Origin of the sequence: Comamonas squillarum (genome assembly GCF_025309455.1) — a bacterium.
Taxonomy (GTDB): domain Bacteria; phylum Pseudomonadota; class Gammaproteobacteria; order Burkholderiales; family Burkholderiaceae_C; genus Comamonas; species Comamonas squillarum.
Map to the genome: position 1 here is coordinate 1,885,091 of NZ_CP104377.1, position 26,904 is coordinate 1,911,994.

Genomic DNA, 26,904 nt, shown 5'->3' on the forward strand with positions numbered 1-26,904 from the left:
CTGCCGTGGCCTGAACGCGGTCTCGGGCGATCCGCTGCGTTGTCTTCCTTGTCAATAGCTACGGCTCGACTGCAAAAGACGCCTTGCGTCTCATCCCGATCCACGTCCATCCCATTGGGCGAGGGTCATGCAGAGGACCCCTGTCCACGTCTTGGCCATCAAGCCTTGGGCAGTTGCGGCGGTGTGACCAGGTCTTCCAGGCTCAGGCCTTTCTCGCGCAGCAGCGCTTCGAGCAGGGGCTTGAGTTGGCCCAGGCTCTCGTCCACTGCCTCGCGCACGGTGTCCACCACCACCTGGGTACTGCGCTCGATCTCGATGTTCAGGCGGTCACCGGCGCGCTTGTCACCAAACACGGTCATGCGCAAGGTCTCGGGGATGAGCCAGACCTCGAACCAGCCTTCCTGGCGGTTGACCTCGGCAACAGTCAGGCTGGCGCCATTGATGGCGATATAGCCCTTGGCGAATACATAGCGGCGAAAGGCCTCGGGCACTGCGACCCGCATCACATGGTTGTTGTCGAACTGGCGCACCTGCACCAAGGTGCCGGTAAAGTCCACATGGCCCGACAGCGGGTGGCCGCCAATCTCGGCGCCATCCTTGGCCGCGCGCTCCACATTCACCGGCGAGCCCAGTTCCAGCGCGCCCAAGGTGGTGATGTTCAGGCTTTGCTGCATCACATCAAAGCGGGCATGGCTGGCGTCCAGCAGCTCGGTCACCGTGAGGCACACGCCGTCGTGCGAGACACTCGCTCCTATCGCCAGGTCTTCACAAAAGCCCTCGGGAAAGGCCACGGTAAAGCTCCGCAGCCCCGGTTGGTCGTCGATCGCGCTGATGCGCGCCACTGCCTGAATAATGCCGGTAAACACAGCCCACTCCTTACGGCGCTGGCCAGCCTTGGCCAGCTGCTCACTCAAAAAAACAAAACCCGCCCGCCGCCCCTGGATTGGATGGCTCTGAGCGGGCTGGAAGCTATTGAAAGGCGCGGGATCAGGACCCTGCCACCTTCATGCGGTTGACCAAGATGCTGCCCAAGGTCTTGGAGCCGGCGTTGTACTCGTCGGCACCCACGGCCTCGATGCCCTTGAACATGTCCTTGAGGTTGCCGGCAATCGTGATCTCCTCGACCGGGAAGGCGATCTGGCCGTTTTCGACCCAGAAGCCGCTGGCGCCGCGCGAGTAGTCGCCGGTGACCGGGTTCACGCCCTGGCCCATCAGCTCGATCACAAACAGGCCCGTGCCCAGCTTTTGCAGCATGGCATTGAGGTCGTCCGAAGGGCGCGTCTTGGTCGAGTAGAAATGCAGGTTGTGGGCACCGCCGGCATTGCCGGTGGTGCGCATGCTCAGCTTGCGGGCCGAATAGGTGGACAGGAAATAACCGGCCACCTTGCCGTCCTCGATCACCGAGCGCTTGGCCACGCGCACGCCTTCGTCGTCATAAGGCGCGCTGCCCTTGCCGCCGATGATGAACGGGTCTTCGATCAGCTGGATGTGCTTGGGGAACACCTTCTTGCCCAGCGAATGCAGCAAGAAGGAGCTGCGCCGGTAGAGCGCGCCGCCGCTGATGGCCTGCACCAGCGAGCCCACGAGGCCGGCAGCCAGCGGTGCATCGAACAGCACCGGGCATTCGGTGGTGGCAATCTTGCGTGCGCCCAGGCGCGACAGCGCCCGTTCGGCAGCGTAGCGGCCCACGACGGCCGGATCGGCCAGGTCGCCCGCACGGCGCATGCTGCTGTACCAGGCATCGCGCTGCATGTCGGCACCCTTGCCGGCAATCGGCGCGACCGACAGGCTGTGGCGCGAGCTGGCATAGCCGCCGGCAAAACCATTGGTGTGGGCGCTGTAGAAATGACTTTGCTGGGCCGAGACACCGGCGCCTTCGCTGTTGGTGATGCGCTTGTCGGTGGCAAAGGCTGCGGCCTCGCACTGCAGCGCCAATTGGGCCGCCGCTTCGCTGTCAATGGCCCAAGGATGGAATAGCTCGAGCGCACGGTGCTCGGCTGCTGGCACAATGTCGGCTGCGTCGGGCAGACCTGCGATAGGGTCCTCGGCGGTGAAGCGTGCAATGTCATAGGCCGCCTGCACGGTGCGCTGCACTGCTTGGGCAGAGAAATCAGACGTGCTGGCGTTGCCACGGCGTTTGCCCAGATAGACCGTCACCCCCAGTGATTTGTCCCGGTTGCGCTCCACCGTCTCCAGCTCGCCTTTGCGCACACTCACCGACAGACCGGAGCCTTCGGAGGCGTCGGCCCCGGCGTCGCTGGCCCCCAGTTTTTTGGCATGCGAGAGCGCCTGCTCGACGAGATCTTTGAAAAATGCGCGGCTGTAGCTGAAGCCGGACTCAGCCTTGGCATCGCCTTGGCTGTTAGAGCTGGATACGGATTTATTCATACTGCCCGCTATGATACTGATAACCGCCATCGCCCAGGCACTGCGCCGGGCGATGGCCTTTTGAACAAAAGCATTTAACCATGTCACGCAAACCCAAAAAAGGCTATTTCGTTCGCGGCAAGTTCGTGGCCGAAGGCAGCGAGCTCGATATCGAACTCAAGGCCGAGCTCAAAGGCACGACCGAGTCGAGCAAATCCGACCTGAAAAAGGAGATGGATGAGCTGCAAGACCTGGGCAAAGAGCTGCTGACCTTGCGCAGCGATCTCTTCAAGCGCCTGGATTTGCCCGAGATTCTGGCCAACGCGTTGGCCGAAGCCAAGCGCATCACCAATTTCGAGGGCAAGCGCCGCCAGATGCAGTACATCGGCAAGCTGATGCGCAAGCTCGAAGACAGCGAAGTTGCCGCCATCAATGCCGCACTGTCCGAGCAAAAGGAAGGCTCCAGCCTGGAAAAGGCTCTGCTGCATGCGGCCGAGCAGTGGCGCGACCGCATGATCGTCAGCGACGATGCCGTCGCCCAGTGGATCAACGAGGCTCCCGATACCGACATTCAGCAGCTGCGCTCGCTGGTGCGCCAGGCCCGCAAGGACATGCCCGGCGCCCATGAGGCCAATGTGCAGGAATCGACCGGCCAGGCGCCCCGCAAGGGCCGCGCCTACCGTGAGCTGTTCCAGCTGGTGCGCGACCATGTGATGGCCGCCCACAGCGCCAGCCGCAGCAGCGCCGATGCGCCCGAAGACGGCGATGACGACGATGACCAGGCCTGATGGCAGCGCAAGGGATAAGGCCATGAGCAACACCTACGACAGCGTCAAGATTGGCCTGGTCTCCATCAGCGACCGCGCCAGCACCGGCGTTTACGAAGACAAGGGCCTTCCTGCGCTGCAGGACTGGCTGGGCCGCGCGCTGCGCAACCCGCTGCAGTACGAGACCCGCCTGATTGCCGACGAAGAGGCACTGATCAGCCAGACCCTCATCGAGCTGGTGGACGCGGGCTGCGCGCTGGTGCTGACCACCGGCGGCACCGGCCCCGCGCCGCGCGATGTGACGCCCGAAGCGACCCTGGCCGTGGCCGACAAGGTGATGCCCGGCTTTGGCGAGCAAATGCGCCAGATCAGCCTGCAGTTTGTGCCCACCGCGATTTTGTCGCGCCAGGTGGCCGTCATCCGGGGCAGCAGCCTGGTCATCAACCTGCCCGGCCAGCCCAAGGCGATTGCCCAGACCTTGGAGGGGCTCAAGGACGCCGATGGCCAGCAGCAGGTGCCCGGCATCTTTGCCGCCGTGCCCTACTGCGTGGACCTGATTGGCGGCCCCTATCTGCAGACCGATGAAGCGGTCTGCAAGGCATTTCGCCCCAAGGGCGCCGAGCGCCCCAGCGCGGGCTAAACGCTCTACAACGCCGATACCCGCCCAGAGCGCGAAATGTGTACACAGTTTCGCGCTCTTTGCATTGCAGCCGGCCAATGTCCCAGCTCTTTGCGGCGGCGCCGCCAGCTGGCACAGGCAGCGGCATTTTTTGGTTAAATGCTTGCTTGCCACTTTGCCGCTCCCCTCTTCTGAGAGGCGGTGGTTCTTCATTTCGGCGCCTTAGCCTCCACCCGCTTCTTCCTCCATCCAAGCCTTTGGCCCACGCGGCCAGGCAGCGCTTGCTGTGATTGCGGCCCAGGGCAGCGCCCAGCGCCCCATGCAAAAGTCACCCGTTACGCTCACCTTGCTGTTTGCCTTGTGCACCATGATTGGTCCGCTGGGCATCGATACCTACCTGCCCTCTTTCCATGCCATCGGGCAGGAATTTGGCGCCACGCCGATAGCGGTGCAGCAGACGCTGAGCGTCTACGTCTTTGCGATGGCCAGCACCATGCTGTTCTACGGCACGCTCAGCGACACCTTTGGCCGCCGCCGCGTGCTGATGGTCTCCGCTATCGGCTATTGCATCACCTCGCTGGCAGCGGCCTTTGCCGGCTCGATCGAATCGCTGGTGCTGATGCGCCTGGTGCAGGGCCTGTGCGCCGGCTCGGGCATGGTCATCGTGCGCGCCATGGTGCAGGACCAGCACCAGGGAGCAGAGGCGCAGCGCATGATGGCGCTGGTGATGATGGTGTTTGGCCTGGCCCCTGCGCTGGCGCCCGTGCTGGGCGGCTGGCTGCAAAGCCATGGTGGCTGGCGCTACAGCTTCTATTTCCTCTCGGGCTTTGGCGCGCTGCTGGCACTGCTGATCTGGCGCCAGCTGCCCGAGACGCTGCCGCCCGAGCGCCGCACGCCTTTGAAGCTGCGCGTTATCGCCGGCAACTACCTGCAGGCGCTGCGCAACCGCAAATTCCGCACCATGCTCATTGGCCTGGCGCTGATGGCCGGCGCCAACTCCATCTACATCAGCTCCGCTGCCGAGTTTGTGATGACCATCCTGGGCAAGGACGAAACTGCGCTGGGCTGGCTGTTCATCCCGCTGATCGCCGGCACCATGCTGGGCTCGGCCGTCTCCAGCCTCTTTGCCCGCCGCATCCCAGCTGCCGTGCAAAAGCGCATCGGCTATGCCTGCCTGCTCATCGCCTGCGCCAGCAACCTGCTCTACAACAGCCTGACGCAACAGCCCAGCGTCCCCTGGGCCGTCCTGCCGATCACGCTCTACACCTTTGGCATCTCGCAGCTGATGCCCATCCTGACCTTGGAAGCCATGGGCCATTTCCCCCAGATGCGCGGCCTGGCCTCGTCCTTGCAGGGCTTTAGCCAGATGATGGTCTTCACCATCATCTCGGGCCTGGTGGCGCCGCAGCTCTTTCACAGCGGCCTGTTGCTGGCGCTGGGCCTGGCGGTGACGGTGCTGCTGGGGATGGCGGTGTTTGCCTGGGCATCGCGCATGCCGGATGCACGGGGGCTGGGGCAGGTGGCTTGAGGGCTTGAGGGCTTGAGGGCTTGAGGGCTTGAGGGCTTGAGGGCTTGAGGGCTTGAGGACGCTGTGCACCCTGCCCCTTACAACTGACGTTTTGATCAGCTGAGTGTCCCGCAGAGATAGCCAAGTTCCGCCTTTTAAGAGGAACGGAAGGATTATCTGAATTTAGTCTTCTGTAGGCCAAAACATCCGCTTCACATCGCTGTGAAGGAATGGCAGCATCAGCGCAAGCGCATGTATATAGCTAGCCAAAATCTAATGTCCTCGAAACACCTGACTGCGCCCATGGTGCGCCATCCGCAGCCAGAAATAGAAAAAAAACCGCCAGGGCACCCGAAGGCGCCACTGGCGGTCAACTACCCATCAAAGACTCGCTATCAGAGCCGCGCCTTGCGCTTGCGGCGCCAGGCCAGCAAGCCCATGCCACCTGACAGCAGCGCCAGCGCTGCATGGCCCAGGGTAGGCACGGGGGTGGCGGTAGCGCCAGGGGTGCCAGGGTTGCCTGGGTCATCGGCGAGCACGGCCACACCACCCGGATCGCGGATGACGCCATTGGCCAGCAGGTCGTCATCGCCGGTCTGGCCGTCGGTGAGAGTCAGGACGACCTTGTTGCCGCTGATCGTGGCGTTGGGGTAGGCATACCAGTGGTCCTGGTTGTTGTCGGCGGTCTTGCCAAACTTGTAGTACTTGGCTTTGGCCGGCAGCGCCTGCGGGTAGGTCATCTCCACCGTGGCGCTCTGGCCTGGCTGGCCGCCGGTCAGCTGTAGGCTTACGACGCCAAACGGAAAGCTCAGGCCACTGGGCGCGGCCGCTGCCGGGCTTACGGCAACCGCTTGCGCGGCATCAAAAGCCCACAGGCCCGTGCCGCCGCCTTGCACGGTGGCTTGCATCTCGCCGTCCTTGCCGATGGGGGTCAGGGATGCGCTGGCGGGCTTGGCCGCAAAGTCAAAACGCACTTGGCACTGCGCTGCAATCGTGCCGGTGGTGTAGGCCGTTTGGTCGGCATTCCATTGGCCAGCCGGGCAGGTGCTGTCTGCCGCCAGGCCCACCAGCTGGTAGCCCGGTTGGGGCACCACGGCGCAGGTGCTGGTCTGGCCGGGCACTGCGCTGCTGCAGCTCACATTACCGGCAGCAGGTGCATTGGGTGTGCCCACCACGCCATCGCTGCCATCGCCCACCACCAGGCTCAGCGGCTGGCCCATGATCACATAGCTGTAGGTGGCATCCATCTGGTAGCGATAGCCGGGCATGACGATGGCCGTGCCTGCGCTGCTGAAGCTGAGGCCTCCTTTGCCATCGGGCACTGCCGTAGCGGTACCACCCAGGTACACCAGCTCGGTGGCGGTAGCATCGCTTTGCGCACGCAGTTGGGTGGTCAGTGTCACACCCAGGCTCAGCGGCTCGTTCAAGGCCAGTGCGGCCGTTTGCGGCTTGGCAGCGATCTCGACCGGGAAGTTGCTGGCCAGGTAGGCGTGGTCGGTGGTGATGCCGTTGGTGCCCCAGCTGTAGTACTTGTAGAAGTCAGTGGCCGTATTCACGGTCCATGGCCAGAAGGTCACGCCCCGGTGCTTGGCCGCTTCCATCGTGCTTTGACGAATGGCGGTGTAGCTGGGGTTGAAGGTCGAGGAGTTGGCCTGGGTGGCCTCAAGCACATTGCGCACGCTGGCGGGGACATCTGCGCTGTCGGCAATGCTGTTGAGGAAGCCGCCGGTCAGCTCGGGCATTTGCTCGCCGCTGCGCTTGAGCTGGTCGGCAATGAAGGAGATCGCAACCGACTGGTCGGCCACCCCCTCTTCGGCCATTTCCTTCTTGAGCTGGGCAATGATGCGCGGGTTGCTGCTCTTGAGCTCGATCACATGGGTGATGGGCTTGTCCTTGAACGCCTGGAAGTACTCACGCATCGTGGGCACCTGGTAGCCCTTGGTCTTGGTGGCCAGCGCCTTGACCTGCGCGAGGCTCATGTCCTCCACATTGCCCGTGCCATTGGTGGTGCGATTGACGGTGTCGTCATGCATGATGACCAGGTGGTCGTCGGTGGTGATGTAGATGTCGTTTTCCACGGCATCGGCACCGGCAGCCACTGCCGCCTTGGCGCTTTCCAGCGTGTTTTCGTCCTCGCGGCTAGGCATGCCACGGTGGCCGATGACCAGCGGCTTGCGCAGCAAGGTGTTGGTGGGCAGCTTGCGCAGCACATCGGCGTAGGCGGCGCTGTTGGCAGAGACGACGCCGTTGACACCGCTGACCAGCACCTTCGCTGCTTGCTCGGGGGTTGCGGCCTCGGCATTGCTCCACACCGTGATCAGCAGGCGCTGCAGATGGGCGACAAACGCGCGGGTTGTCAGGCCCTCGGGCAGGATCGCGATCTTGGCGCCCGCCCGGTTGGTCTCGCCCACGATGGTCAACAGATCGGCCTTGGACGTGGTCAGCTTGTGCTCGCTGAAATCCACCGCCGTGCGCAGTTTGGGCAGCGCCACACGGGCCTGCTTGAGCAATGCCACATCGCTGGACAGCAAGGTCAGGTCGGCGAGATTGTGCACCTGGTCGGAGAAGGTCACCAGCGCGTTCAGGGTCGCTGCATCCTGGATGCGCAACAGCGCAATGGTGTTGCGGTTGGACTGGGCAAAGTAGGCCGCCAGCGTGCCGACGTTGGCACCGCTGGCATCAAGCAGATTGAGGCTGCTGTCCAGCGTCCACAGCGCATGGCTGGCGCCGGTGCCAGCCAGCGATTGCACGCCTTGGGCTGCCTGTACCAGGGTGGGTGCCATTGCCGCTGCGCTGCCGGCGTCCTGCACGGCCACGGGCATATCGAACTCAGGCAGCGGCGTGATCTGCTCGGTCACCTTGATGCTTTTGACACGCATGATGAGGCCGGCCGTCTGCATGCCGATGCCGCCCTTGGCCAGGTCGGCGCTCAGCATGGTGTCGTGCTGCAAGGCGCCATCGAGGTACTGGCGCACCCGGTTGCCATGGACCACCACGCTGGCGGTGTAGGTCTTCGCGGCGCTGATCGCCTCGGTGAACGGCTTGGTGCCCTGCACCGACCAGGCGCCGGCCTTGCGGAATGCAAACTCGGTGCCGTTATTGGCCGTAGCCGCCTGGCGAATCGCGAACTGGTAGTAAGGCTCGTGGGCTGGGGTATTGGCAGCGGGCGAGGTGCGGTACATCACGCTACCCCAGCGAGCGGTATTGTTGGGCTGCTCGAAGCTGAACTCCACATCCACGCGGTAGTTGGATAGATTTTCCAGCGCTACTGGCAAGAGCACGGCCGTCATCGCGGTGCTATCGGCCTTGCCGTTGATCAGAAGATGGCCGGTGCTGGCATCGATAGTCACCGTGCCCTTGTTCCAGCTTGCGGTGCGCCAGCCATCAGGCAGCTTGGTCGCTGCCGGGTCGTTGAACACATGCGAGGCATAGACCTGGCCTTGCGGGTCAGCAGAGGCCAGCTTGGCCTCCAGCGCCTGGCCAGCGGGGGTCTGCAAGGCCAGGTCTGCCGCTGTCGTGGTTTGTGTGGTGAGGATGAGCAAAGAGGCCATGGCGGCCACAAGGGGTAAGCGTCGCATAGGGATCCCAAAAGAAAGGCGGAAGTGTTGCAACGGCGGGTGACATCCTGATGAAAAAAATTTGACACCCCACTCTCAAGCCAGCATGCCCTGCGGACAAAAATATCTATGTGTTATTTGGTATGCATTTGTATTTATCTAACTCTCAAATATCTACCTGGTCGGGCGGGCCGGTAACGTGGGTGACAAACGCGCTGGGCTGCGCCCGTTTTCACCCTGTCGCCATCTGGCATCTGCTCTTAGCATGGGTGTTGCAAAACCAAAGCAACCCATAACAAAGGAGTCTCATATGCCCACCCCAACCTCCCTGCGCTTTCGGCCCACGCTCAGCGCCTGTGCCCTCGCCTGCTGCGCGATCACCGGAACGGCCCAGGCACAGGCCCCAGCGCCGGTGCGCCTGGGTTTCCTGACGGATATGTCCAGCCAGTATTCGGACGGCGATGGCAAAGGCGGCGCAACCGCCATCCAGATGGCCATTGAAGACTTTGGCGGCAAGCTGCTGGGCCGCCCGATTGAGCTCTTGTCGGCCGACCACCAGAACAAGGCTGATATCGCCTCGACCAAATCGCGCGAATGGGTCGACACCCAGGATGTCCAGCTGCTGATTGCCGGCACCAATACGGCGACGGCGCTGGCGATGGGCCAGGTGGCCAATGAGAAAAAACGCGTGCTGCTGATCAATGGCGCCTACTCCTCCAACCTGACGGGCAGCCAGTGCTCGCCGTACTGGGTGCACTACAACAGCGACACCACGGCCATTGCGCGCGGCACGGGCCGTGCAGTGTCCGAGCAAGGCGCCAAGACCTGGGCGCTCTTGGTAGCCGACTACACCTTTGGCCACACCCTGGAAGCCGATGTGACGCAGGTGGTGCAGGCCCAGGGCGGCCAGATCGTCAAATCGGTGCGCGCGCCTTTTCATGCGAACGATTTTTCGTCCTACCTGGTGCAGGTGCAGGCCAGCAAGGCCGAGATCCTGGGCTTTGCCAATGCCGGTGGAGACTTCATGAACGCGCTCAAGGCCGCGCGCGAGTTTGGCATCACCCCCAAGATGAAGCCCGTGGCGCTGATGGTGTTTGCCAACGAGGTCGAGAGCCTGGGCCTCAAGCTCGCCGGTGGTCTGATGTTCACCGACAGCTGGTACTGGGACCGCTCGCCCGAGGCCCGCGCCTGGACCGACCGCTACTACGCCCGCACCAAGAAAATGCCCACCTCGCTGCAGGCCTCCGACTACTCCTCGGCGATGAGCTACTTCAAGGCCGTGGAAAAGGCGCAGAGCCTGGACGCGGACAAGGTGATGCAGACGCTCAAATCGATGCCGCTCAACGACATGTTCGGCAAGGGCAAGATCGAGCCCAATGGCCGCTATGTGCACGACATGTACCTGCTGCAGGTCAAGACGCCTGAGGAGTCCAAGGGCAAGCATGATTCGTTCAAGCTGATCAAGGCGCTGCCGGGCGAGACGCTGTTTGCCAGCAAGCAAGAGGCCCAGTGCCCGATCTGGAAGTAAGCGACTGAACTGGGAAAGCAGCCTGCAGGCGGGCTGCGCCAATCCTTGGCAGGGTTTGAGGGATAAGGGTTAACCCTATATTTGAGGGCTATCTCACCCTTTGCTTGCGCCTGGTCAGAATGGGGGCATGCGCTGCGCCCCAAGCTGGCAGGACTCTTGCTTGCCCTTTTCCCATGACCCGATACCGCCTCTTTGCCAGCGCAGGCTTTGCGCGCGTGAGCCAACTGACCTCCGACAAATTCCGCTGGGCGCTCAAGACCGGCTCATCCGGCCATTCCTGGCTGGAGGATGGCATTGCGATGGCGGTCGGCATCTTGCTGATCTCCACCGCCTTGGTGCTGTACAAGAGCGCGGGGCTGCTGACCGGCGGCATTGCCGGCATTGCGCTGCTGGGGCACTACGCCACCGGCACCGATCTGGGCCTGCTGTTCTTCTGCCTGAATTTGCCGTTCTACTGGCTGGCTGCCAAGCGCATGGGCACTGCCTTTGTGGTCAAGACCTTTATCGCGGTAGTGGCCACGTCCTGGCTCACCGAGCTGCTGCCAGCGCTATTGGCCATCTCCTATGTGTCCCAGCCGCTGGCTGGCATCCTTGGCGGTGTGCTGCTGGGCACAGGCTTTTTGATTCTGTTCCGCCACCGGGTCAGCCTGGGCGGCTTTGGCATTCTGGTGCTCTACCTGCAGGAGCGCCATGGCTGGTCGGCCGGCAAGGTGCAGATGGGCCTGGACTGCCTCATCGTGGCGTTCGCGCTGTGGCTGGTTCCGGCCGTGTCGGTCGCCTGGTCGATTGCAGGCGCCGTGATCCTGAACCTGATCGTCGCGATGAACCACCGCAAGGACCGCTATATCGCGGTCTGATTCGGCCGTTGAGCCGCTTTAGTCAAACCCGCGCATCTGCGCCCAGTCGCCAAAGGGTGCGCGGTCGGCACGCAGGCTGTTGATCGGCGCCGTCAGGTCTTCATAGCCCAGCGCAATGCCATAGGCCACGCGGTAAGGCTCTGGCGCCTTGAGCACCCGCTCCACTGTGTCGCCATAGCGGCGCCAGTAGCCCTGGGCACAGGTGGCCAGGCCGCGCTCGGTGGCCAGCAGCATGAGGGACTGCAGGTAAATGCCCAGGTCCACCCACTGCGCATAACCCATGCGCTCGTCGGCAAATACCAGCAGGCCCACCGGGGCGCCAAAGAAGCGGCCGTTTTTGGCCAGCTGCTCCAGGCGCGCGGCCTTGTCCTCGCGCGGAATGTCGATGGTCTTGTACAGGTCCTCACCGTTCTTGAAGCGGCGCGTGCGATACGGCTCCCAGAGATTGGGCGGGTAGGTGTAGTTGTTGCCGCCTTCGGGCAGCGGCTGCGCATCTGCAATGGCATCGGTCAGTTCATGCAGCGCATGGCCCGCCAGCGCCACCACCCGCCAGGGCTGCAGGTTGCCGCCCGATGCCGCCTGGGCCGCATCGGCGATCAGGCTATGCACGGCTTGGGCAGAGGGAGCTTTGGGCAAAAAGGCGCGCACCGAGCGGCGCTCTTGCATGGCTTGCGTGACGTTCATGGCAAAGGGCTTTCTGGCGTTGAAAGAGGCTGGCAGATGGCAGTCCGCAGTTTAGTGCAGCGCAGCAAATGTTGCTGACACCGAGGCGCCAATGCGGCCACCGGGTGGTGGCCGCATGGGGTCAACGCCCGCCGCGTACTTACCTGGCCGTCGTGTCGCTGGCGATCGGGATGTAGAAATCGCCCCCCGCCCGGTTGAACTCCGCCGCCTTGGCCTGCATGCCCACGGCAATGCCCTGCTCTTCGGCCACGCCCTGGTTCTTGGCAAACTCGCGCACCTCCTGGGTGATCTTCATCGAGCAGAACTTGGGCCCGCACATCGAGCAGAAATGCGCCACCTTGGCACTGTCCTTGGGCAGGGTTTCGTCATGGAAGGCGCGGGCCGTGTCCGGATCCAGCCCCAGGTTGAACTGGTCCTCCCAGCGGAAGTCAAAGCGCGCCTGGCTGAGTGCATCGTCACGCGCCCGGGCCCCCGGGTGGCCCTTGGCCACATCGGCTGCGTGCGCGGCAATCTTGTAGGCAATGATGCCCTGCTTGACGTCATCGCGGTCGGGCAGGCCCAGGTGCTCCTTGGGCGTCACATAGCAGAGCATGGCGGTGCCAAACCAGCCGATCATCGCCGCACCGATGGCGCTGGCGATATGGTCATAGCCCGGCGCGATGTCGATGGTCAGCGGGCCCAGGGTGTAGAACGGCGCCTCGTGGCAGTGCTTGAGCTGCTCGGTCATGTTCGCCTGGATCATGTGCATGGGCACATGGCCCGGGCCTTCGATCATGGTCTGCACATCGTGCTTCCAGGCCAGCTGGGTCAGCTCACCCAAGGTGGCCAGCTCGGCAAACTGGGCCTCGTCATTCGCGTCCGAGGCGCAGCCCGGGCGCAGGCCATCGCCCAGCGAGAAGCTCACGTCGTACTGCTTCATGATGTCGCAGATATCTTCGAAATGTTCGTAGAGGAAGCTCTCGCGGTGGTGGGCCATGCACCACTTGGCCATGATGGAGCCTCCGCGCGAGACGATGCCGGTGCGGCGCTGGGCCGTCAGGTGGATATAGGCCAGGCGCACGCCGGCATGGATCGTGAAATAGTCCACGCCCTGCTCGGCCTGCTCCACCAGGGTGTCGCGGAAGATGTCCCAGGTCAGGTCCTCGGCCACACCGCCCACTTTCTCCAGCGCCTGGTAGATCGGCACCGTGCCAATGGGCACCGGCGAGTTGCGCACGATCCAGTCGCGCGTGGTGTGGATGTTCTTGCCGGTGGACAGGTCCATCACATTGTCCGCGCCCCAGCGGATCGCCCAGACCAGCTTCTCGACCTCTTCCTCGATGCTCGAGGTCACGGCCGAGTTGCCGATATTGGCATTGATCTTGACCTTGAAGTTGCGGCCAATGGCCATCGGCTCGATCTCGGGGTGGTTGATATTGGCCGGAATGATGGCCCGGCCCCGCGCCACCTCGTCGCGTACAAATTCGGGCGTGATGATCTTGGGGATCGCAGCGCCCAGGCTGTTGCCCGCCAGGCGCGCCTCGCGCGCAGCATCGCGCTGGTACTCGGCCATCCATTCGCGGCGGCCGTTCTCGCGCAGGGCCACATACTCCATCTCGGGGGTGATGATGCCTTTGCGCGCATAGTGCATCTGGGTCACATTGGCACCGCTCTTGGCGCGGCGCGGCTGGCGCTGCAGCGCGGCGGCCTCGGCCCGCAGCTGGGCCACGCGCAGGTCTTCTTCGCCGCGCTTGCTGCCGTCATCAAGCGCCACACGCTGGCGCCCCACATAGTAGTGGCTGTCGCCGCGCGCGGCGATCCATTCGGCGCGCAGCGCGGGCAGGCCCTGACGCACATCGATGGCCACGGCCGGGTCGGTGTAGGGGCCCGAGGTGTCGTAGACGCTGACCTGCTCTCCGTTGGTCAGCGCAATATCGCGCACCGGCACCTGTAGCTGCGGGTGGATGGCACCGGCCAGGTAAGACTTGGTCGACGCAGGAAAAGGCTGGCGTGATTGGGCCAGCAGTTCGCCAAAGCGGGCGGCATCGGGGGCATCACCGGTGGCGGGGATGAACAGGGACTCAGGGGCGTTCATGGCAGTCTCCTCAAAGCGGTTGATTTCATCGAACGCTCCGAGACGTGCCGGCCCTCTTCTGTTCCAACACGCCAGGCATGGCTGCTTGGCCGCAACACGCCCATCGACTACACCCCGGCCCGGCCGTGCTGTGCGTTGCGCCGTGGCCGCTGTTGGCTGGCCATGGCGGCACCTGTTGCGCGCTGACAGGTGCCGTCCCCAAAAAGACAAAACCCCAGTGCGCGAGGCGCCTGGGGTGTGCGTAGCCGGTGGCCACAGGCGCGTGCCATGCAACGCTGCCTGCCTTCCACCGCTGTGCTTTCAGGGTCCCGCTCTTCTTCCGCCGGCATGAACCGGATCAAGTTCGTCGGGTTCGCTAATCAGCAGTCTTGCAACTGCCTTTCGCATCTCAGCGCTTTCGCACACCCCGGAGCTGCGAGCAGTATAGCCGCTTCGCGCCGCGCGCACAGCTGCGTTTTTGCGCCGCGCTGGTGCTTACCCCAGTAGGCGCGCGCCAAGCAGCCTGCAACCATCGGGGCGCAGCAGCCCACGGGTGCGCCGCACCTGGCAGCCGCACTGCACGCATGTCTATTTGAACAAGGAGACCTTCCGATGAATGTTCCTGCAATGCCCTCTTTGCGTTCTGCGCTGCCACACCGGCGACGCGCAATTGCGGCCGCTGCCGCTGGCTGTGTGCTGGCCCTGTTTGCGCAAGGTGCGCTGGCGCAAGACAAGGTGCGGATCGGCTTCATCACCGACATGTCCAGCGTCTATGCGGACGTTGATGGCAAGGGCGGGGCGCTGGCGCTGCAGATGGCGATTGATGACTTTGGCGGCAAGCTGCTGGGCAAGCCGGTGGAGCTGATGGTGGCCGACCACCAGAACAAGGCCGACTTGGCCGCCTCCAAGGCGCGCGAGTGGTTTGACCAGCGCGACATGCAGATGCTGGTGGGCGGCACCACCTCCAGCACCGGCCTGGCGATGGCCAAGGTGGCCGAGGAGAAAAAGCGCCTCATCATCGTCAACGGCTCGGGTACATCCGCGCTAACCAACGACCAGTGCAGCCCCTACACGGTGCATTACGCCTACGACACGGTGGCCTTGGCCAAGGGCACCGGCGGCGCCATTGTGGCGCTGGGCGACAAGGACTGGTTCTTTCTGACGGCCGACTACGCCTTTGGCCATGCGCTGGAGGCCGATACCACCAAGGTGATCAAGGCCGCAGGCGGCCGCGTGGTGGGCGCCGTGCGGCATCCGATCAATGCCTCGGATTTCTCGTCCTTCCTGCTGCAGGCGCAGAACTCCAAGGCCCAGATTCTGGCGATGGCCAATGCCGGTGGCGACACCATCAACACCATCAAGGCTGCGCGCGAGTTTGGCGTGACCAAGACCATGAAGCTCGCCGGCATGCTGCTGTTCAGCTCGGACATCCACAGCCTGGGGCTCAAGCAGACCGAAGGCCTGATGTTCACCGACAGCTGGCATTGGGACCTGAACCCGGAAAGCCGCAAGTTCTCGGACCGGTTCTTCGAGAAGTTCAAGAAGATGCCCACCTCGCTGCAGGCGGCCGATTACTCGGCGATGATGACCTACCTGAAGACGGCCGACCGCATCAAGTCCACCGATTCGGACAAGGTGATGGCCGCGCTGAAGGCCGAACCCCTGTCCGACTTCTACGCCAAGGGCGTTGTCCGCCCCGATGGCCGCTACGCCCATGAGATGTACCTGATGCAGGTCAAGGCCCCGGCCGAATCCAAAGGCGCCTGGGATTACTTCAAGGTGCTCAAGACGCTCAGCCCCGACGAGGTCTGGACCACCAAGGCCGAATCCAGCTGCAAGCTCTGGAAGTAACGCCGCCCTCCCCGCCCTCTCCAAAAACAAAGACCCGCGCAATGCGGGTCTTTGACTTGGACGGGTCTGCAAGCCCCCGCTATTTCTTCTTGCGGTCCATGAAGGCGATCAACTCGCCCATGATGCCGCGGCGGAACGCCAGCACGCAGATCACAAAGATCAGGCCGGTCACAATGGTCACCGACTCACCCAAGGTGTTGAACCACTCGACGCCGGTCAGGCGCGACAGCCAGGTGCCGATATCGCCGATCTTGTTTTCCAGCGCGACGATTACGGCCGAGCCGACGATCGGCCCCGACAGCAGGCCCAGGCCGCCCACCAAGGTCATCAGGATGACCTGGCCCGATGCCGTCCAGTGCACGTCAGTCAAGGTTGCAAAGCCCAGCACCACGGTCTTGAGCGAACCGGCCAGACCGGCCAGCGCAGCCGAGATGACAAAGGCCAGCAGCTTGAAGCGGTTGACGTCATAGCCCAGCGAGATGGCACGCGGCTCGTTTTCCTTGAGCGCCTTGAGCACTTGGCCGAAAGGCGAATGCACCGTGCGCATGATCAGCAGGAAGGCCAGCACCACGATGGCCAGGGCCACGTAGTACATGGTCCAGTCGCTCTCCAGGCTCAGCACGCCAAACAGCTTGCCGCGCGGCACCGCTTGCAGGCCGTCCTCACCACCGGTGAAGGGCATTTGCAGGCAGGCAAAGAACAGCATCTGGGCGAGCGCCAAGGTGATCATCGAGAAATAGATCCCCTGGCGGCGAATGGCCAGCCAGCCAAACACCACACCCAGCAAGGCACCGAACACCACGCCGAACAAAATGCCCAGCTCCGGCGTCAGGTGCCAGACCTTGATCGCATGGCCGGTGACATAAGCCGCACCACCAAAGAAGGCGGCATGGCCAAAGGACAGCAGACCGGTGTAGCCCAGCAGCAGATTGAACGCACAGGCGAAAAGTGCAAAGCACATCAGCTTCATCACGAACACAGGGTAGGCCCCCATGAACGGCGCAGCGATCATGCCGAGCAGCAGCAACCCATACCCCAGTTTGGCAAACTTCTTGGAATTCATCCCCTCACCTCACTTCGCTTTGCCAAACAGGCCAGCCGGGCGCACCAGCAGCACGATGACCATGATCACGAACACGACGGTGGCCGAGGCTTCTGGGTAGAAGACCTTGGTCAGCCCTTCGATCACGCCCAGTGCCAGACCGGTGACGATGGCGCCCATGATGGAGCCCATGCCACCGATCACCACCACCGCGAACACGGTGATGATCAGGTTCTGGCCCATCAGCGGCGTGACCTGGTAGACGGGCGCTGCCAGCACGCCGGCAAAGGCGGCCAGGCCCACGCCAAACGCATAGGTCAGCATGATCATCAGCGGCACGTTGACACCGAAAGCCTCGACCAGACGGGGGTTCTCGGTGCCGGCCCGCAGGTAGGCGCCCAGGCGGGTTTTCTCGATCACATACCAGGTGGCAAAGCAGACGATCAGCGAGGCTACCACCACCCACATGCGGTAGTTGGGCAGCAGCATCACGCCAACGTTGGTGGCGCCTTCGAGCAGCTCGGGCGTGTCGTAGCCCAGGCCCGAGACGCCGTAGATCGAGCGGAACACGCCCTCGATCAGCAGCGACAGCCCCAAGGTCAGCAGCAGGCCGTAGAGGTGGTCGAGCTTGTAGATATGGCGCAGCAAAAAGCGCTCTATCAACACCCCGATGATGCCCACCAGAATCGGCGAGAGCAGCAGCATCACCCAGTAATTGACCTGGAAGTAGGACGCCGCCATCCAGGTGAACATGGCCCCCAGCATGAACAAAGCGCCGTGGGCGAAATTGATCACATTGAGCAGGCCAAAGATCACGGCCAATCCCAGACTGAGAATGGCATAGAACGAGCCGTTGACCAGACCCAGCAGCAGCTGGCTCATCAAGGCCGGTAATGAGATACCAAAAATTTCCATGAAAAGCTCACGAGTCAGTGAATGAACACAACACGCCTGGCGTCATGCCGCTGCTTTTGCGACCCGTGCCATCAGCGATGGCGGGCAGCCGCAGCAGGCAGCATCGACGCAGGTTAGGTGTGAGCGGTGCTTACTTCCAGAGCGCGCACTTGGATTCGGCCTTGGTCGTCCAGACCTGGTCCGCAGGCAAGGTGGACAGAACCTTCAGGTAATCCCAGGGCTTCTTGGATTCGGCAGGCGACTTCGCTTCGACCAGGTACATGTCGTGCGCGTAGCGGCCATCGGGGCGGATCACGCCCTTGCCGTAGAAGTCGTTGAGCGGCGTGCTCTTGAGGTAGGCCATGACCTTGTCGGCATCGGTGGTCTTGACGGCTTCGACAGCCTTCAGGTAGTTCATCGTCGCCGAGTAGTCCGCCGCATGCAGATCGGTAGGCATGCGCTTGGTCTTGGCGAAGAACTTGTCGGCGAACTTGCGCGTCTCGTCGTTCAGGTCCCAGTACCAGCTGGTGGTGTGCAGCAGGCCTTCGGTGTTCTTCAGGCCCATGCTGTGGATGTCAGACAGGAAGACCAGCAAGCCGGCGGTCTTCATGGTCTTGTTGATGCCGAACTCACGCGCAGCCTTGATGGCATTGATGGTGTCGCCGCCGGCATTGGCCAGGCCCAGGATCTGGGCCTTGGAGTTTTGCGCCTGCAGCAGGAAGGACGAGAAGTCAGATGCGTTGAGCGGGTGGCGCACCGAGCCGAGCACCTGGCCGCCCTTGGCCTTGATGACGGCGGTGGTGTCCGCTTCCAGCGAGTGGCCAAACGCGTAGTCGGCCGTCAGGAAGAACCAGGACTTGCCGCCACGGTCCACCACGGCTCCGCCGGTGCCCTTGGCCAAGGCCACGGTGTCATAGGCATAGTGCACGGTGTAGGGGCTGCACTGCTCATTGGTCAGTGCCGAGGAGCCCGCGCCGCTGTTGAAGTAGACGCGCTTTTTCTCTTGCGCCACCTTGGCAGCGGCCAGGGCCGTGCCGGAGTTGGTGCCGCCAAACAGCATGGTCACGCCGGCGGTATCGATCCACTCGCGCGCCTTGGAGGCTGCGATGTCTGCCTTGTTCTGGTGGTCGGCCGAGACCATCTCGATGGGCTGGCCCAGCACCTTGCCACCGAAGTCATCGATGGCCATCTGGATCGCGACTGCGCCGTTCTTGCCTTCCACATCGGCGTAGAGGCTGGACATGTCGGTGATGAAGCCGATCTTCACCTTTTCTTGTGCCTGGGCAGCGCCTGCGGACAGGGCGACCAAACATGCCACCTGGGCAATGGCTTTGAGCTTTGCTTTCATCTTGTCTCCTAAAAAATATCTGTTCTCAATACATGGCGGCAGTCTGCGCTGCGCCAGGGTTGCAAAAAAGTGGGCTAGACCCCCAGCAAGGTGTTGAGCAAAGGCATCTTGCCTTCGAGCTCGTCGGCGCTGAACTGCTCGACGATCTGGCCATGTTCCATCACATAGAGGCGGTCGGCCAGTGGCGCGGCAAAGCGGAAGTTCTGCTCGACCATCACCACGGTGTAGCCCTTGGCGCGCAGGCTCACGATCATGCGGGCCAGCGCCTGCACGATGACGGGGGCCAGACCTTCGGAGATCTCATCGAGCAGCAGCAGCTTGGCGCCGGTGCGCAGAATGCGGGCCACGGCCAGCATCTGCTGCTCACCGCCCGACAGGCGCGTGCCCTGGCTTTGGCGGCGCTCGGCCAGGTTGGGGAACATCTCGTAGATCTCTTCGACCGACATGCCGGCCGAGCCGGTTTTGAGGTCCGGCGGCAGCATCAGGTTCTCTTCGCAGGAGAGGCTGGCAAAGATGCCGCGCTCTTCCGGGCAGTAACCCAGGCCCAGGTGCGCAATCTTGTGCGTGGGCATCTGGATGGTCTCGACGCCATGGATTTTGATCGAGCCCTTGCGCGAGCCCGTCAGCCCCATCACCGCACGCATCGTCGATGTGCGGCCCGCGCCGTTGCGGCCCAGCAAGGTCACCACCTCGCCCGGCATCACGCGCATGTTCACGCCATGCAGCACGTGCGATTCGCCATACCAGGCGTGCAGATCGCTGATCTCCAGTGCAGGCACTCCGTTTTTCTCATTCATGTCAGTGCGCTCCCTGCAGCTGGCCGTCGGTGGTTCCCATATACGCTTCCATCACCTGGGGGTTCTGCGACACCGTCTGGTAGTCGCCCTCGGCCAGGATGGCGCCGCGCTGCAGCACCGTGATGCGGTCTGCAATCGTCGAGATGACCTTCATGTTGTGCTCGACCATCAAGATGGTGCGCCCGGCCGAGACCTTTTTGATCAGCTGGGTGACGCGCTCGACGTCCTCATGGCCCATGCCCTGGGTGGGTTCGTCGAGCAGCATCAGCTCGGGCTCCATCGCAAGCGTGGTGGCAATCTCGAGTGCACGCTTTTGGCCATAAGGCAGGTTCAAGGTGATCTCGTCGGCCAGGTGCGCCAGGCCCACCTCTTCGAGCAAGGCCACCGCGCGGCCGTTGAGCTTGTCCAAGGTGCGCTCGCTGCTCCAGAAGTGGAAGGACGTGCCCAGCTTGCGCTGCAAGGCGATGCGCACGTTCTCCATCAGGCTCAGGTGCGGGAACACCGCCGAGATCTGGAACGAGCGGATCACCCCCCGGCGGGCAATCTGCGCCGGCTCTTCGCTGGTGATGTCCGTGCCGTTGAAATGGATGATGCCCTTGGTGGGCGTCAAGAACTTGGTCAGCAGGTTGAAGCATGTCGTCTTGCCGGCACCATTGGGGCCGATCAGCGCATGGATCGAGCCCCGCTGCACCGACAGGTTGACATTGCTGACTGCTGTGAATCCCCGAAACTCCTTGGTGAGATCTCGGGTTTGAAGAATGACATCACTCATGGGCACCGCACCGCTTCGCTGGAAAAAAGCGCGGCGCCTATTCCGGGTTGGAAATGCACGCCGCTTCGATGCTGCCAATACTAGGAAAGAATACTGCGATGCAACACTGGGGAAAGCCTGTAGGTGAGGCTGCGTACGCGTTAACCCGTGGGCTTTATGCGCTCACTTTTTGATAGTCACCTGAGGGACAAACGGTCGTCTTTTTGTCATCAAAATCAAGCACGGGCGACAATGCAAAGGCCCTGCCCCGGCCCATTCATACGTACTGTGCATCATCGGCGCTGCAGCATGCCAGCCAGTCGGGCTGCTGCCAAGGCGACAGATCCAGCCTATTGCAGGCGGTGCTTGCTCGCTTCGGGCAGCAGCAAGGGCAGCACATCGATGCCCTCGTCGACCAAAGCGCGTTGCTCCTCCGGGGTGGCGGTGCCCCGGATCGGGCGGGCAGCGACCTCACCCTCATGCATCTGGCGGGCCAGGTCGGCAAAGCCGCTGCCGACATCGTCGGTATTGGCTACGATCTGGCGCGACAGCTCCAGCCAGGCCTGTTGCAGGCGCTGGGCATCGCTGAGCGGGGTTGGGGAGGCCCGGGATGGCGAGGACGACGCCGGCGCACTACCAGGCCGTGCAGGGGCTGCGGCGGCGGAAGCCGGCGCAGCTGGAGCCGCTGGGGCCAGGGAATTGGATTTGCGCGCCAGATGCGGGGCGCTCAGGCCTTTGACGATCTCATGCGAGTTGCACATCGGGCAGCTGAGCCAGCCCTGGCTTTGTTGCTGCTCGAACGCGGCGTCCGAGGCGAACCAGCCCTCAAAGATATGGCCCAAAGGGCAGCGCAGGTTGAAGACCTTCACAGTCTCACCCCGCTCGGCTCACCTTGCGCAGCAGGTACTGGTAGGCAAAACCGGGGAAGGCAAAGGTCAGGAACAAGGTGCCGGTGACGGCATAGAACTCCCAGCCCTGGCTGCTGCGCTGGCCGGCGCGGCCTTCGAGCAGCATCGCAAATGCCCCGATGAGGAAGTACAGCACGACCAGCTCGACCAGGCGGATCCACAGGGCCTTGCCGGCACTGCCGCCGTCATGGCACAGGGGCCCCGCGGCCAAAATACGTTGGTTCAGAAATGGCAGATTGGCCGCAACAAAGCCCGCCACGATCACCAACCAGATGGATGCAGTGATAGACATGCGGGCTTTGTCAGGCTCGGTTGCCGAGCCGCTTAGCTGGCGAGTGCGCGCAGCACGGCGTCAGAGCACAGCTTCATCAGACCGCCGGGCATGATGCCCAGAATCAGCACCAGCGCGCCATTGACCACCAGCACAGCACGCACGTCTAAAGGTGCATGCACCTTGGCGGCGGTGATGGGCTTGTCGAAGTACATGACCTTGACCACGCGCAGGTAGTAGAAGGCGCCGATCAGCGACATGATCACCGCAAACACGGCCAGCGCAATATAGAGGCCACTGCCCGAAGCCACCAGCGCCTGCAGCACGGCCAGCTTCGAGTAGAAGCCCACCAGCGGAGGAATACCGGCCATCGAGAACAGGCAGATTGCCATCACGCCAGCGTACAGCGGGCTGCGCTGGTTCAGGCCGGCAAAGTCGGCGATCTCTTCGCTCTCAAAGCCTTCACGGGCCAGCAGCAGCACCACACCGAACGTGGCCAGGGTGGTCAGCACATAGCTCACGACGTAGAACATCGAGGCGCTGTAGGCGTTGCCAGCGGTAGCCGCTTCGACATTGCCATTGACCACGCCGGACATCAGACCCAGCAGCACAAAGCCCATTTGCGAGATGGTCGAGTAGGCCAGCATGCGCTTGATGTTGGTCTGGGCAATAGCGGCCAAGTTACCGATCAGCAGCGAGAGGATGGCCAGCACGGCCAGCATCTGTTGCCAGTCAATCGCCAGCGGCAGCAGGCCGTCCACCAGCAGGCGGATGACAATCGCGAAAGCTGCCAGCTTGGGCGCGCCGCCCACGATCATCGTGATGGCCGTGGGTGCGCCTTGGTAGACGTCAGGCACCCACATGTGGAAAGGCACCACACCCAGCTTGAAGGCCAGGCCAGCGACCACAAACACCAGACCGAAGACCAGCACCTGGTGGCGGATCAGGCCGGAGTTCACCGCCTTGAACACTTCACCGATATCGAGCGAGCCGGTGGCGCCGTAGATCATCGACAGACCGTACAGCAGGAAACCCGATGCCATCGCGCCCAGCACGAAGTACTTCATGCCCGCTTCCACCGCAGCGGTGTTGTCACGGCGCAGGCAGACCAGCGCGTAGCTCGACAGGGTCAGCAGCTCCAGCCCCAGGTAGATGATCAGGAAGTTGTTGCCCGAGATCATCACGTTCATGCCCAGCAGCGCGAGCAGCGACAGGATGAAGTACTCACCGCCGTTGAGCATGCCACGGTCACGCGAGTAACCACGGCCATAGACCAGGGTGACGGCCATCGCGATCGCCGCAGCGCACTTGAGCCAGTTGCCCATGGCGTCGGAGACGACCATGTTGCCAAAGGCGTAGAACGTATTGCCATTGCTGGCATAGATACCGGTGATCACCGCCACGACCACCAGGGTCAGCAGCGACAGAATGTAGGTGAGCGTGCGCCCTGCGCTCTTGACGCCCAGGTCCACGATGGTGATGACACATGCCATCACCAACAGCACGATTTCGGGATAGATAGCCAGCCAGCTGATGTTATCAATCATCTCAAGTCTCTCAATTCTGTCCGACCATCACAGCTTGGACGCGGCGACATGCTTGAGCAGGTCGGCCACCGAGGCACCCATCACATCGGTGAACGGCGCAGGGTAGACACCCATGATCAGCACGGCAGCAGCCAAGATGCCCAGGATTAGGAATTCGCGGCAACCGATGTCCTTGAGCTCGCGCACATGGTCATTGGTCACTGGGCCGAAGTACACGCGCTTGTACATCCACAGCGTGTACGCAGCGCCCAGAATCAGCGCGGTGGCCGACAGCACACCAATCCAGAAGTTGAACTTGGTGGCGCCCAGGATCACCATCCACTCGCCGATGAAACCGGCGGTGCCTGGCAGGCCGCAGTTGGCCATCGCAAACAGCAGGGCAAAGGCGGCAAACTTGGGCATGGTGTTGACCACGCCGCCGTAGGCAGCGATATCACGCGAATGCACGCGGTCGTACAGCACGCCGATACACAGGAACATCGCGCCCGACACAAAGCCGTGGGCAATCATCTGCATCAGGCCACCCATGACACCGATGTCATTGAAGATGAAGAAGCCCAGGGTCACAAAGCCCATGTGTGCGACGGACGAATAAGCCACGAGCTTTTTCATGTCCTTTTGCACAATTGCCACCAGACCCACATAGATCACGGCGATCAGCGACAGCGCGATGATGAGCCAGGCCCATTCGTGCGACGCATCAGGAGCGATGGGCATCGAGAAACGCAGGAAACCATAGGCCCCCAGCTTCAGCATGATCGCGGCCAGCACGGCAGAACCACCGGTAGGCGCTTCGACGTGAACGTCGGGCAGCCAGGTGTGCACCGGGAACATCGGCACCTTCACGGCAAACGCGGCGAAGAAGGCAAAGAAGATCAAGGTCTGCTCGGTCATCGTCAGCGGCAGCTGGTGCCAGGCCAGAATCTCGAAGCTGCCTGCCTTGGTGTAGAGGTACAGCAGCGCGATCAAGGTCAGCAGCGAACCCATCAGCGTGTACAGGAAGAACTTGAACGCTGCGTAGATGCGGTTCGGGCCACCCCAGATACCGATGATCAGGTACATCGGGATCAGGGTTGCTTCAAAGAACACGTAGAACAGCAGACCGTCCAGTGCCGAGAACACACCGATCATCAGACCCGACAGGATCAGGAACGCGCCCATGTACTGGTTCACGCGCTCGGTGATCGACTCCCAGGAAGCCAGCACCACGATCACCGTGATGAAGGCGGTCAGCGGCACAAACCAGAAGGAGATGCCATCAACGCCCAGGTAGTAGTTGATACCAAAGCGTGGAATCCAAGACGCCTTCTCGACGAACTGCATCGCCGACGTACCCAGCTGGAAGCCGGTGTACAGAGGCAAGGTGACCAAAAGGCCTATCAGCGCACCGACCAGTGCGATCCAGCGCACCATCTTGGCCTGCTCCTGCTTGCCAAAGGCCAGCAGGACCGTACCAAAGACGATGGGCGTCCAAATTGCAAGACTCAACAATCCCATTTTTCTTCTTCCTTACTTGTTGAGCAGCACGAAGTACGTCATGGCCAGGAAGATACCCAGAATCATGACCAATGCGTAGTGGTACACATAACCCGTCTGCAGCCAGCGCACCAGGGCGGAGATGCGGCCCACCAGCTTCCAGGAACCGTTGACGATCAGGCCGTCGATCAGGCCTTGGTCGCCCACCTTCCAGAACACACTGCCCAGCACGCGCGAGCCGCGGGCGAAGATGTTTTCGTAGACCCAGTCCACACCGTACTTGCCTTCCAGTGCCTGGTACAGACCGACCTTCTCGCTCATGCGCTTGATGGCAGCAGGAATCTCGGGCTTGACCATGTAGAACACATAGGAGGTCACCACACCGGCCAGCGCCAGCCAGAACGGCGCAGCGGTGAAGCCATGCAGCGCCATCGGAATCCAGCCGTGGATCTTCTCGGCCAGCTCGGCCATCGCGCCGTGCTTGCTGCCATCAACATAGATGACGCCCTTGAAGAAGTCACCGAACAGCATCGGCATCAGCGCAATCGCACCGATCACCACCGAAGGAATCGCCAGCAGCACCAGCGGCAGGGTCACCACCCATGGCGACTCATGCGGCTTGGCATCGTGGCCATGGCCGTGGTGGTCGTCGTGCGCGTGGTGGTCATCATGGTGGGCATCGGGGTTCTGGTCGTAGCGCTCTTTACCGTGGAATACGATGAAGTACAGACGGAACGAGTAGAACGCAGTGATGAACACGCCAGCGAGCACCGCAAAGTTGGCAAAGCCGGCGGCAGGCAGGTTGGAGGCGTGCACCGCTTCGATGATCGCGTCCTTCGAGTAAAAGCCCGAGAAGAACGGCGTACCGATCAGCGCCAGGTTACCCAGCAGGAAGGTGATCCAGGTGATGGGCATGTACTTGCGCACGCCACCCATCCAGCGGATGTCCTGGTTGTGGTGCATGCCCATGATGACCGAGCCTGCGCCAAGGAACAGCAGTGCCTTGAAGAACGCGTGCGTCATCAGGTGGAACACCGACACCGAGTAGGCCGACACGCCCAGCGCGATGGTCATGTAACCGAGCTGCGACAGCGTGGAGTACGCGATCACGCGCTTGATGTCGTTCTGGATGATGCCCAGGATACCCATGAACAGCGCGGTGATCGAGCCAATCACGAGGATGAAGTTCAGGGCTGCGTCAGACAGCTCATAGAGGGGCGACATGCGCGAGACCATGAAGATGCCGGCGGTCACCATGGTGGCCGCGTGGATCAGTGCCGAGATGGGGGTAGGACCTTCCATCGAATCGGGCAGCCAGGCGTGCAGGGGGAACTGTGCCGATTTGCCCATCGCACCGATGAACAGGCAGATGCAGATCACCGTCATCAGCGACCAGGTGGAGCCGGGCAGCGTCATGCCGCTCAGCTCATTGGTCTTGGCGAAGATTTCGGTGTAGTTCAAGGTGCCGGTGTAGGCAGCAATCAGGCCGATACCCAGGATGAAGCCGAAGTCACCGACACGGTTGACCACGAAGGCCTTCATGTTGGCGAAGATCGCGGTTTCCTTCTTGAAGTAGAAACCGATCAGCAGGTACGACACCAGGCCCACCGCTTCCCAGCCGAAGAACAGCTGCAGCAGGTTGTTGCTCATCACCAGCATCAGCATGGAGAAGGTGAACAGCGAGATGTACGAGAAGAAACGGTCGTAGCCGTCGTCTTCCGCCATGTAGCCCATCGTGTAGATGTGCACCATCAGCGACACAAAGGTCACCACGCACATCATCATCGCGGTGATGGAGTCGATCATGAAACCGATCTCCATCTTCAGCGACCCGACGGTCATCCAGGTGTAGAGCGTCTGGTTGAAGGTCGCGCCTTCAAACACCACGCTCTGGAACGTCATCGCAGAGATGACGAAGGCAATGAACACACCCAGGATGGTGAGCGTGCGGCTGCCAACGCGGCCGATGCGGTTGCCGCCCAGGGCGGTACCGAAAATGCCTGCCAGCAAAGATCCTGCCAGGGGCGCCAGAGGCACCGCCAACAGTGTTGAAGCAGAAAGGGTTTGACTCATTCTTCTT

21 protein-coding genes and 1 riboswitch are annotated in these 26,904 nt (G+C 62.5%); of the genes, 6 read left to right on the forward strand and 15 right to left on the reverse strand.

The annotated features are described in order from the left end of the window. Positions 1 to 158: 158 nt before the first annotated feature. Positions 159 to 866 (reverse strand): riboflavin synthase subunit alpha, encoded by a 708-nt coding sequence (locus N4T19_RS08800; protein ID WP_260719942.1) that lies wholly within the window; start codon positions 864 to 866, stop codon positions 159 to 161. A 121-nt stretch (positions 867 to 987) separates the two neighbouring features. Beyond that, positions 988 to 2,388: a metalloprotease PmbA gene (gene pmbA / locus N4T19_RS08805; protein WP_021028588.1), complete on the reverse strand. Its 1,401-nt coding sequence runs from the start codon at positions 2,386 to 2,388 to the stop codon at positions 988 to 990. 80 nt (positions 2,389 to 2,468) lie between these two features. Here pmbA and yjgA point away from each other — a divergent pair, with 80 nt between their 5' ends. The 3 genes from yjgA to N4T19_RS08820 all read left to right on the forward strand — a co-directional run bounded on the left by yjgA (position 2,469) and on the right by N4T19_RS08820 (position 5,281). Further along, the gene (gene yjgA, locus N4T19_RS08810) at positions 2,469 to 3,155 is read left to right on the forward strand and encodes a ribosome biogenesis factor YjgA (RefSeq protein WP_116925925.1); all 687 of its coding nucleotides are present in this window, start codon (positions 2,469 to 2,471) and stop codon (positions 3,153 to 3,155) included. Positions 3,156 to 3,177: 22 nt separating this feature from the next. Then, positions 3,178 to 3,774, forward strand: coding sequence for a molybdopterin adenylyltransferase (gene mog, locus N4T19_RS08815; RefSeq protein WP_116925924.1), 597 nt, complete (start codon positions 3,178 to 3,180; stop codon positions 3,772 to 3,774). Between the two features lie 298 nt (positions 3,775 to 4,072). Then, positions 4,073 to 5,281, forward strand: coding sequence for a multidrug effflux MFS transporter (locus N4T19_RS08820; protein ID WP_260719944.1), 1,209 nt, complete (start codon positions 4,073 to 4,075; stop codon positions 5,279 to 5,281). A gap of 374 nt (positions 5,282 to 5,655) precedes the next feature. On the opposite strand, the gene N4T19_RS08825 is transcribed toward N4T19_RS08820, so the two are convergent. Further along, positions 5,656 to 8,811, reverse strand: a complete 3,156-nt coding sequence (locus N4T19_RS08825; protein ID WP_260719945.1) for an IPTL-CTERM sorting domain-containing protein — start codon at positions 8,809 to 8,811, stop codon at positions 5,656 to 5,658. Positions 8,812 to 9,127: 316 nt separating this feature from the next. On the opposite strand from N4T19_RS08825, the gene N4T19_RS08830 reads away from it, so the two are divergent. Further along, positions 9,128 to 10,345, forward strand: a complete 1,218-nt coding sequence (locus N4T19_RS08830; RefSeq protein ID WP_182342865.1) for an ABC transporter substrate-binding protein — start codon at positions 9,128 to 9,130, stop codon at positions 10,343 to 10,345. 173 nt (positions 10,346 to 10,518) lie between these two features. Further along, entirely contained in the window at positions 10,519 to 11,202 is a 684-nt protein-coding gene (locus N4T19_RS08835) for a YitT family protein (protein WP_116925921.1), read from the forward strand. A gap of 18 nt (positions 11,203 to 11,220) precedes the next feature. Here N4T19_RS08835 and N4T19_RS08840 read toward each other — a convergent pair whose 3' ends face one another. Continuing rightward, the gene (locus tag N4T19_RS08840; RefSeq protein WP_116925920.1) at positions 11,221 to 11,886 is read right to left on the reverse strand and encodes a nitroreductase; all 666 of its coding nucleotides are present in this window, start codon (positions 11,884 to 11,886) and stop codon (positions 11,221 to 11,223) included. A 139-nt stretch (positions 11,887 to 12,025) separates the two neighbouring features. Then, complete coding sequence (gene thiC / locus N4T19_RS08845) at positions 12,026 to 13,960, reverse strand: phosphomethylpyrimidine synthase ThiC (RefSeq protein ID WP_116925919.1); 1,935 nt, start codon at positions 13,958 to 13,960, stop codon at positions 12,026 to 12,028. A 297-nt stretch (positions 13,961 to 14,257) separates the two neighbouring features. Beyond that, positions 14,258 to 14,379, reverse strand: a riboswitch (TPP riboswitch). Between the two features lie 187 nt (positions 14,380 to 14,566). Here thiC and N4T19_RS08850 point away from each other — a divergent pair. Beyond that, positions 14,567 to 15,790, forward strand: coding sequence for an ABC transporter substrate-binding protein (locus tag N4T19_RS08850; protein WP_116925918.1), 1,224 nt, complete (start codon positions 14,567 to 14,569; stop codon positions 15,788 to 15,790). Positions 15,791 to 15,869: 79 nt separating this feature from the next. On the opposite strand, the gene N4T19_RS08855 is transcribed toward N4T19_RS08850, so the two are convergent. From N4T19_RS08855 to nuoL, 10 genes are all read right to left on the reverse strand, one after another. Continuing rightward, complete coding sequence (locus N4T19_RS08855) at positions 15,870 to 16,853, reverse strand: branched-chain amino acid ABC transporter permease (RefSeq protein WP_116925917.1); 984 nt, start codon at positions 16,851 to 16,853, stop codon at positions 15,870 to 15,872. Between the two features lie 9 nt (positions 16,854 to 16,862). Continuing rightward, on the reverse strand, positions 16,863 to 17,747 hold the full coding sequence (locus tag N4T19_RS08860; RefSeq protein WP_021028576.1) for a branched-chain amino acid ABC transporter permease: 885 nt from the start codon (positions 17,745 to 17,747) through the stop codon (positions 16,863 to 16,865). Positions 17,748 to 17,877: 130 nt separating this feature from the next. Next, positions 17,878 to 19,074 (reverse strand): ABC transporter substrate-binding protein, encoded by a 1,197-nt coding sequence (locus N4T19_RS08865; RefSeq protein ID WP_116925916.1) that lies wholly within the window; start codon positions 19,072 to 19,074, stop codon positions 17,878 to 17,880. Between the two features lie 74 nt (positions 19,075 to 19,148). Further along, entirely contained in the window at positions 19,149 to 19,871 is a 723-nt protein-coding gene (locus N4T19_RS08870; RefSeq protein WP_116925915.1) for an ABC transporter ATP-binding protein, read from the reverse strand. 1 nt (position 19,872) lies between these two features. Continuing rightward, a complete protein-coding gene (locus N4T19_RS08875) occupies positions 19,873 to 20,643 on the reverse strand; it encodes an ABC transporter ATP-binding protein (protein WP_021028573.1) in 771 nt (256 codons plus the stop codon). Positions 20,644 to 20,972: 329 nt separating this feature from the next. Continuing rightward, positions 20,973 to 21,491 (reverse strand): DUF1178 family protein, encoded by a 519-nt coding sequence (locus N4T19_RS08880; RefSeq protein WP_182342869.1) that lies wholly within the window; start codon positions 21,489 to 21,491, stop codon positions 20,973 to 20,975. 4 nt (positions 21,492 to 21,495) lie between these two features. Continuing rightward, a complete protein-coding gene (locus N4T19_RS08885) occupies positions 21,496 to 21,822 on the reverse strand; it encodes a DUF2818 family protein (RefSeq protein ID WP_116925913.1) in 327 nt (108 codons plus the stop codon). Between the two features lie 32 nt (positions 21,823 to 21,854). Further along, positions 21,855 to 23,348, reverse strand: coding sequence for an NADH-quinone oxidoreductase subunit NuoN (gene nuoN, locus N4T19_RS08890; RefSeq protein WP_116925912.1), 1,494 nt, complete (start codon positions 23,346 to 23,348; stop codon positions 21,855 to 21,857). Positions 23,349 to 23,375: 27 nt separating this feature from the next. After that, positions 23,376 to 24,845 carry an NADH-quinone oxidoreductase subunit M gene (locus N4T19_RS08895; RefSeq protein WP_021028569.1) on the reverse strand — a complete coding sequence of 490 codons (1,470 nt, stop codon included), beginning with the start codon at positions 24,843 to 24,845 and terminating at the stop codon, positions 23,376 to 23,378. 12 nt (positions 24,846 to 24,857) lie between these two features. Then, positions 24,858 to 26,897: an NADH-quinone oxidoreductase subunit L gene (nuoL, locus tag N4T19_RS08900; protein ID WP_116925911.1), complete on the reverse strand. Its 2,040-nt coding sequence runs from the start codon at positions 26,895 to 26,897 to the stop codon at positions 24,858 to 24,860. Positions 26,898 to 26,904: the final 7 nt, after the last annotated feature.

Excerpts from the sequence above, each read along its gene's own strand:
- N4T19_RS08875 (WP_021028573.1), bottom strand. The coding sequence starts at position 20,643 with ATGAGTGATGTCATTCTTCAAACCCGAGATCTCACCAAGGAGTTTCGG.
- N4T19_RS08840 (WP_116925920.1), bottom strand. The coding sequence starts at position 11,886 with ATGAACGTCACGCAAGCCATGCAAGAGCGCCGCTCGGTGCGCGCCTTT.
- N4T19_RS08835 (WP_116925921.1), top strand. The coding sequence starts at position 10,519 with ATGACCCGATACCGCCTCTTTGCCAGCGCAGGCTTTGCGCGCGTGAGC.
- nuoN (WP_116925912.1), bottom strand. The coding sequence starts at position 23,348 with ATGATTGATAACATCAGCTGGCTGGCTATCTATCCCGAAATCGTGCTG.
- pmbA (WP_021028588.1), bottom strand. The coding sequence starts at position 2,388 with ATGAATAAATCCGTATCCAGCTCTAACAGCCAAGGCGATGCCAAGGCT.
- N4T19_RS08860 (WP_021028576.1), bottom strand. The coding sequence starts at position 17,747 with ATGGAAATTTTTGGTATCTCATTACCGGCCTTGATGAGCCAGCTGCTG.
- N4T19_RS08850 (WP_116925918.1), top strand. The coding sequence starts at position 14,567 with ATGCCCTCTTTGCGTTCTGCGCTGCCACACCGGCGACGCGCAATTGCG.
- nuoL (WP_116925911.1), bottom strand. The coding sequence starts at position 26,897 with ATGAGTCAAACCCTTTCTGCTTCAACACTGTTGGCGGTGCCTCTGGCG.
- yjgA (WP_116925925.1), top strand. The coding sequence starts at position 2,469 with ATGTCACGCAAACCCAAAAAAGGCTATTTCGTTCGCGGCAAGTTCGTG.
- N4T19_RS08895 (WP_021028569.1), bottom strand. The coding sequence starts at position 24,845 with ATGGGATTGTTGAGTCTTGCAATTTGGACGCCCATCGTCTTTGGTACG.
- mog (WP_116925924.1), top strand. The coding sequence starts at position 3,178 with ATGAGCAACACCTACGACAGCGTCAAGATTGGCCTGGTCTCCATCAGC.
- N4T19_RS08855 (WP_116925917.1), bottom strand. The coding sequence starts at position 16,853 with ATGAATTCCAAGAAGTTTGCCAAACTGGGGTATGGGTTGCTGCTGCTC.
- N4T19_RS08870 (WP_116925915.1), bottom strand. The coding sequence starts at position 19,871 with ATGAATGAGAAAAACGGAGTGCCTGCACTGGAGATCAGCGATCTGCAC.
- N4T19_RS08830 (WP_182342865.1), top strand. The coding sequence starts at position 9,128 with ATGCCCACCCCAACCTCCCTGCGCTTTCGGCCCACGCTCAGCGCCTGT.
- thiC (WP_116925919.1), bottom strand. The coding sequence starts at position 13,960 with ATGAACGCCCCTGAGTCCCTGTTCATCCCCGCCACCGGTGATGCCCCC.
- N4T19_RS08825 (WP_260719945.1), bottom strand. The coding sequence starts at position 8,811 with ATGGCCTCTTTGCTCATCCTCACCACACAAACCACGACAGCGGCAGAC.
- N4T19_RS08820 (WP_260719944.1), top strand. The coding sequence starts at position 4,073 with ATGCAAAAGTCACCCGTTACGCTCACCTTGCTGTTTGCCTTGTGCACC.
- N4T19_RS08865 (WP_116925916.1), bottom strand. The coding sequence starts at position 19,074 with ATGAAAGCAAAGCTCAAAGCCATTGCCCAGGTGGCATGTTTGGTCGCC.
- N4T19_RS08885 (WP_116925913.1), bottom strand. The coding sequence starts at position 21,822 with ATGTCTATCACTGCATCCATCTGGTTGGTGATCGTGGCGGGCTTTGTT.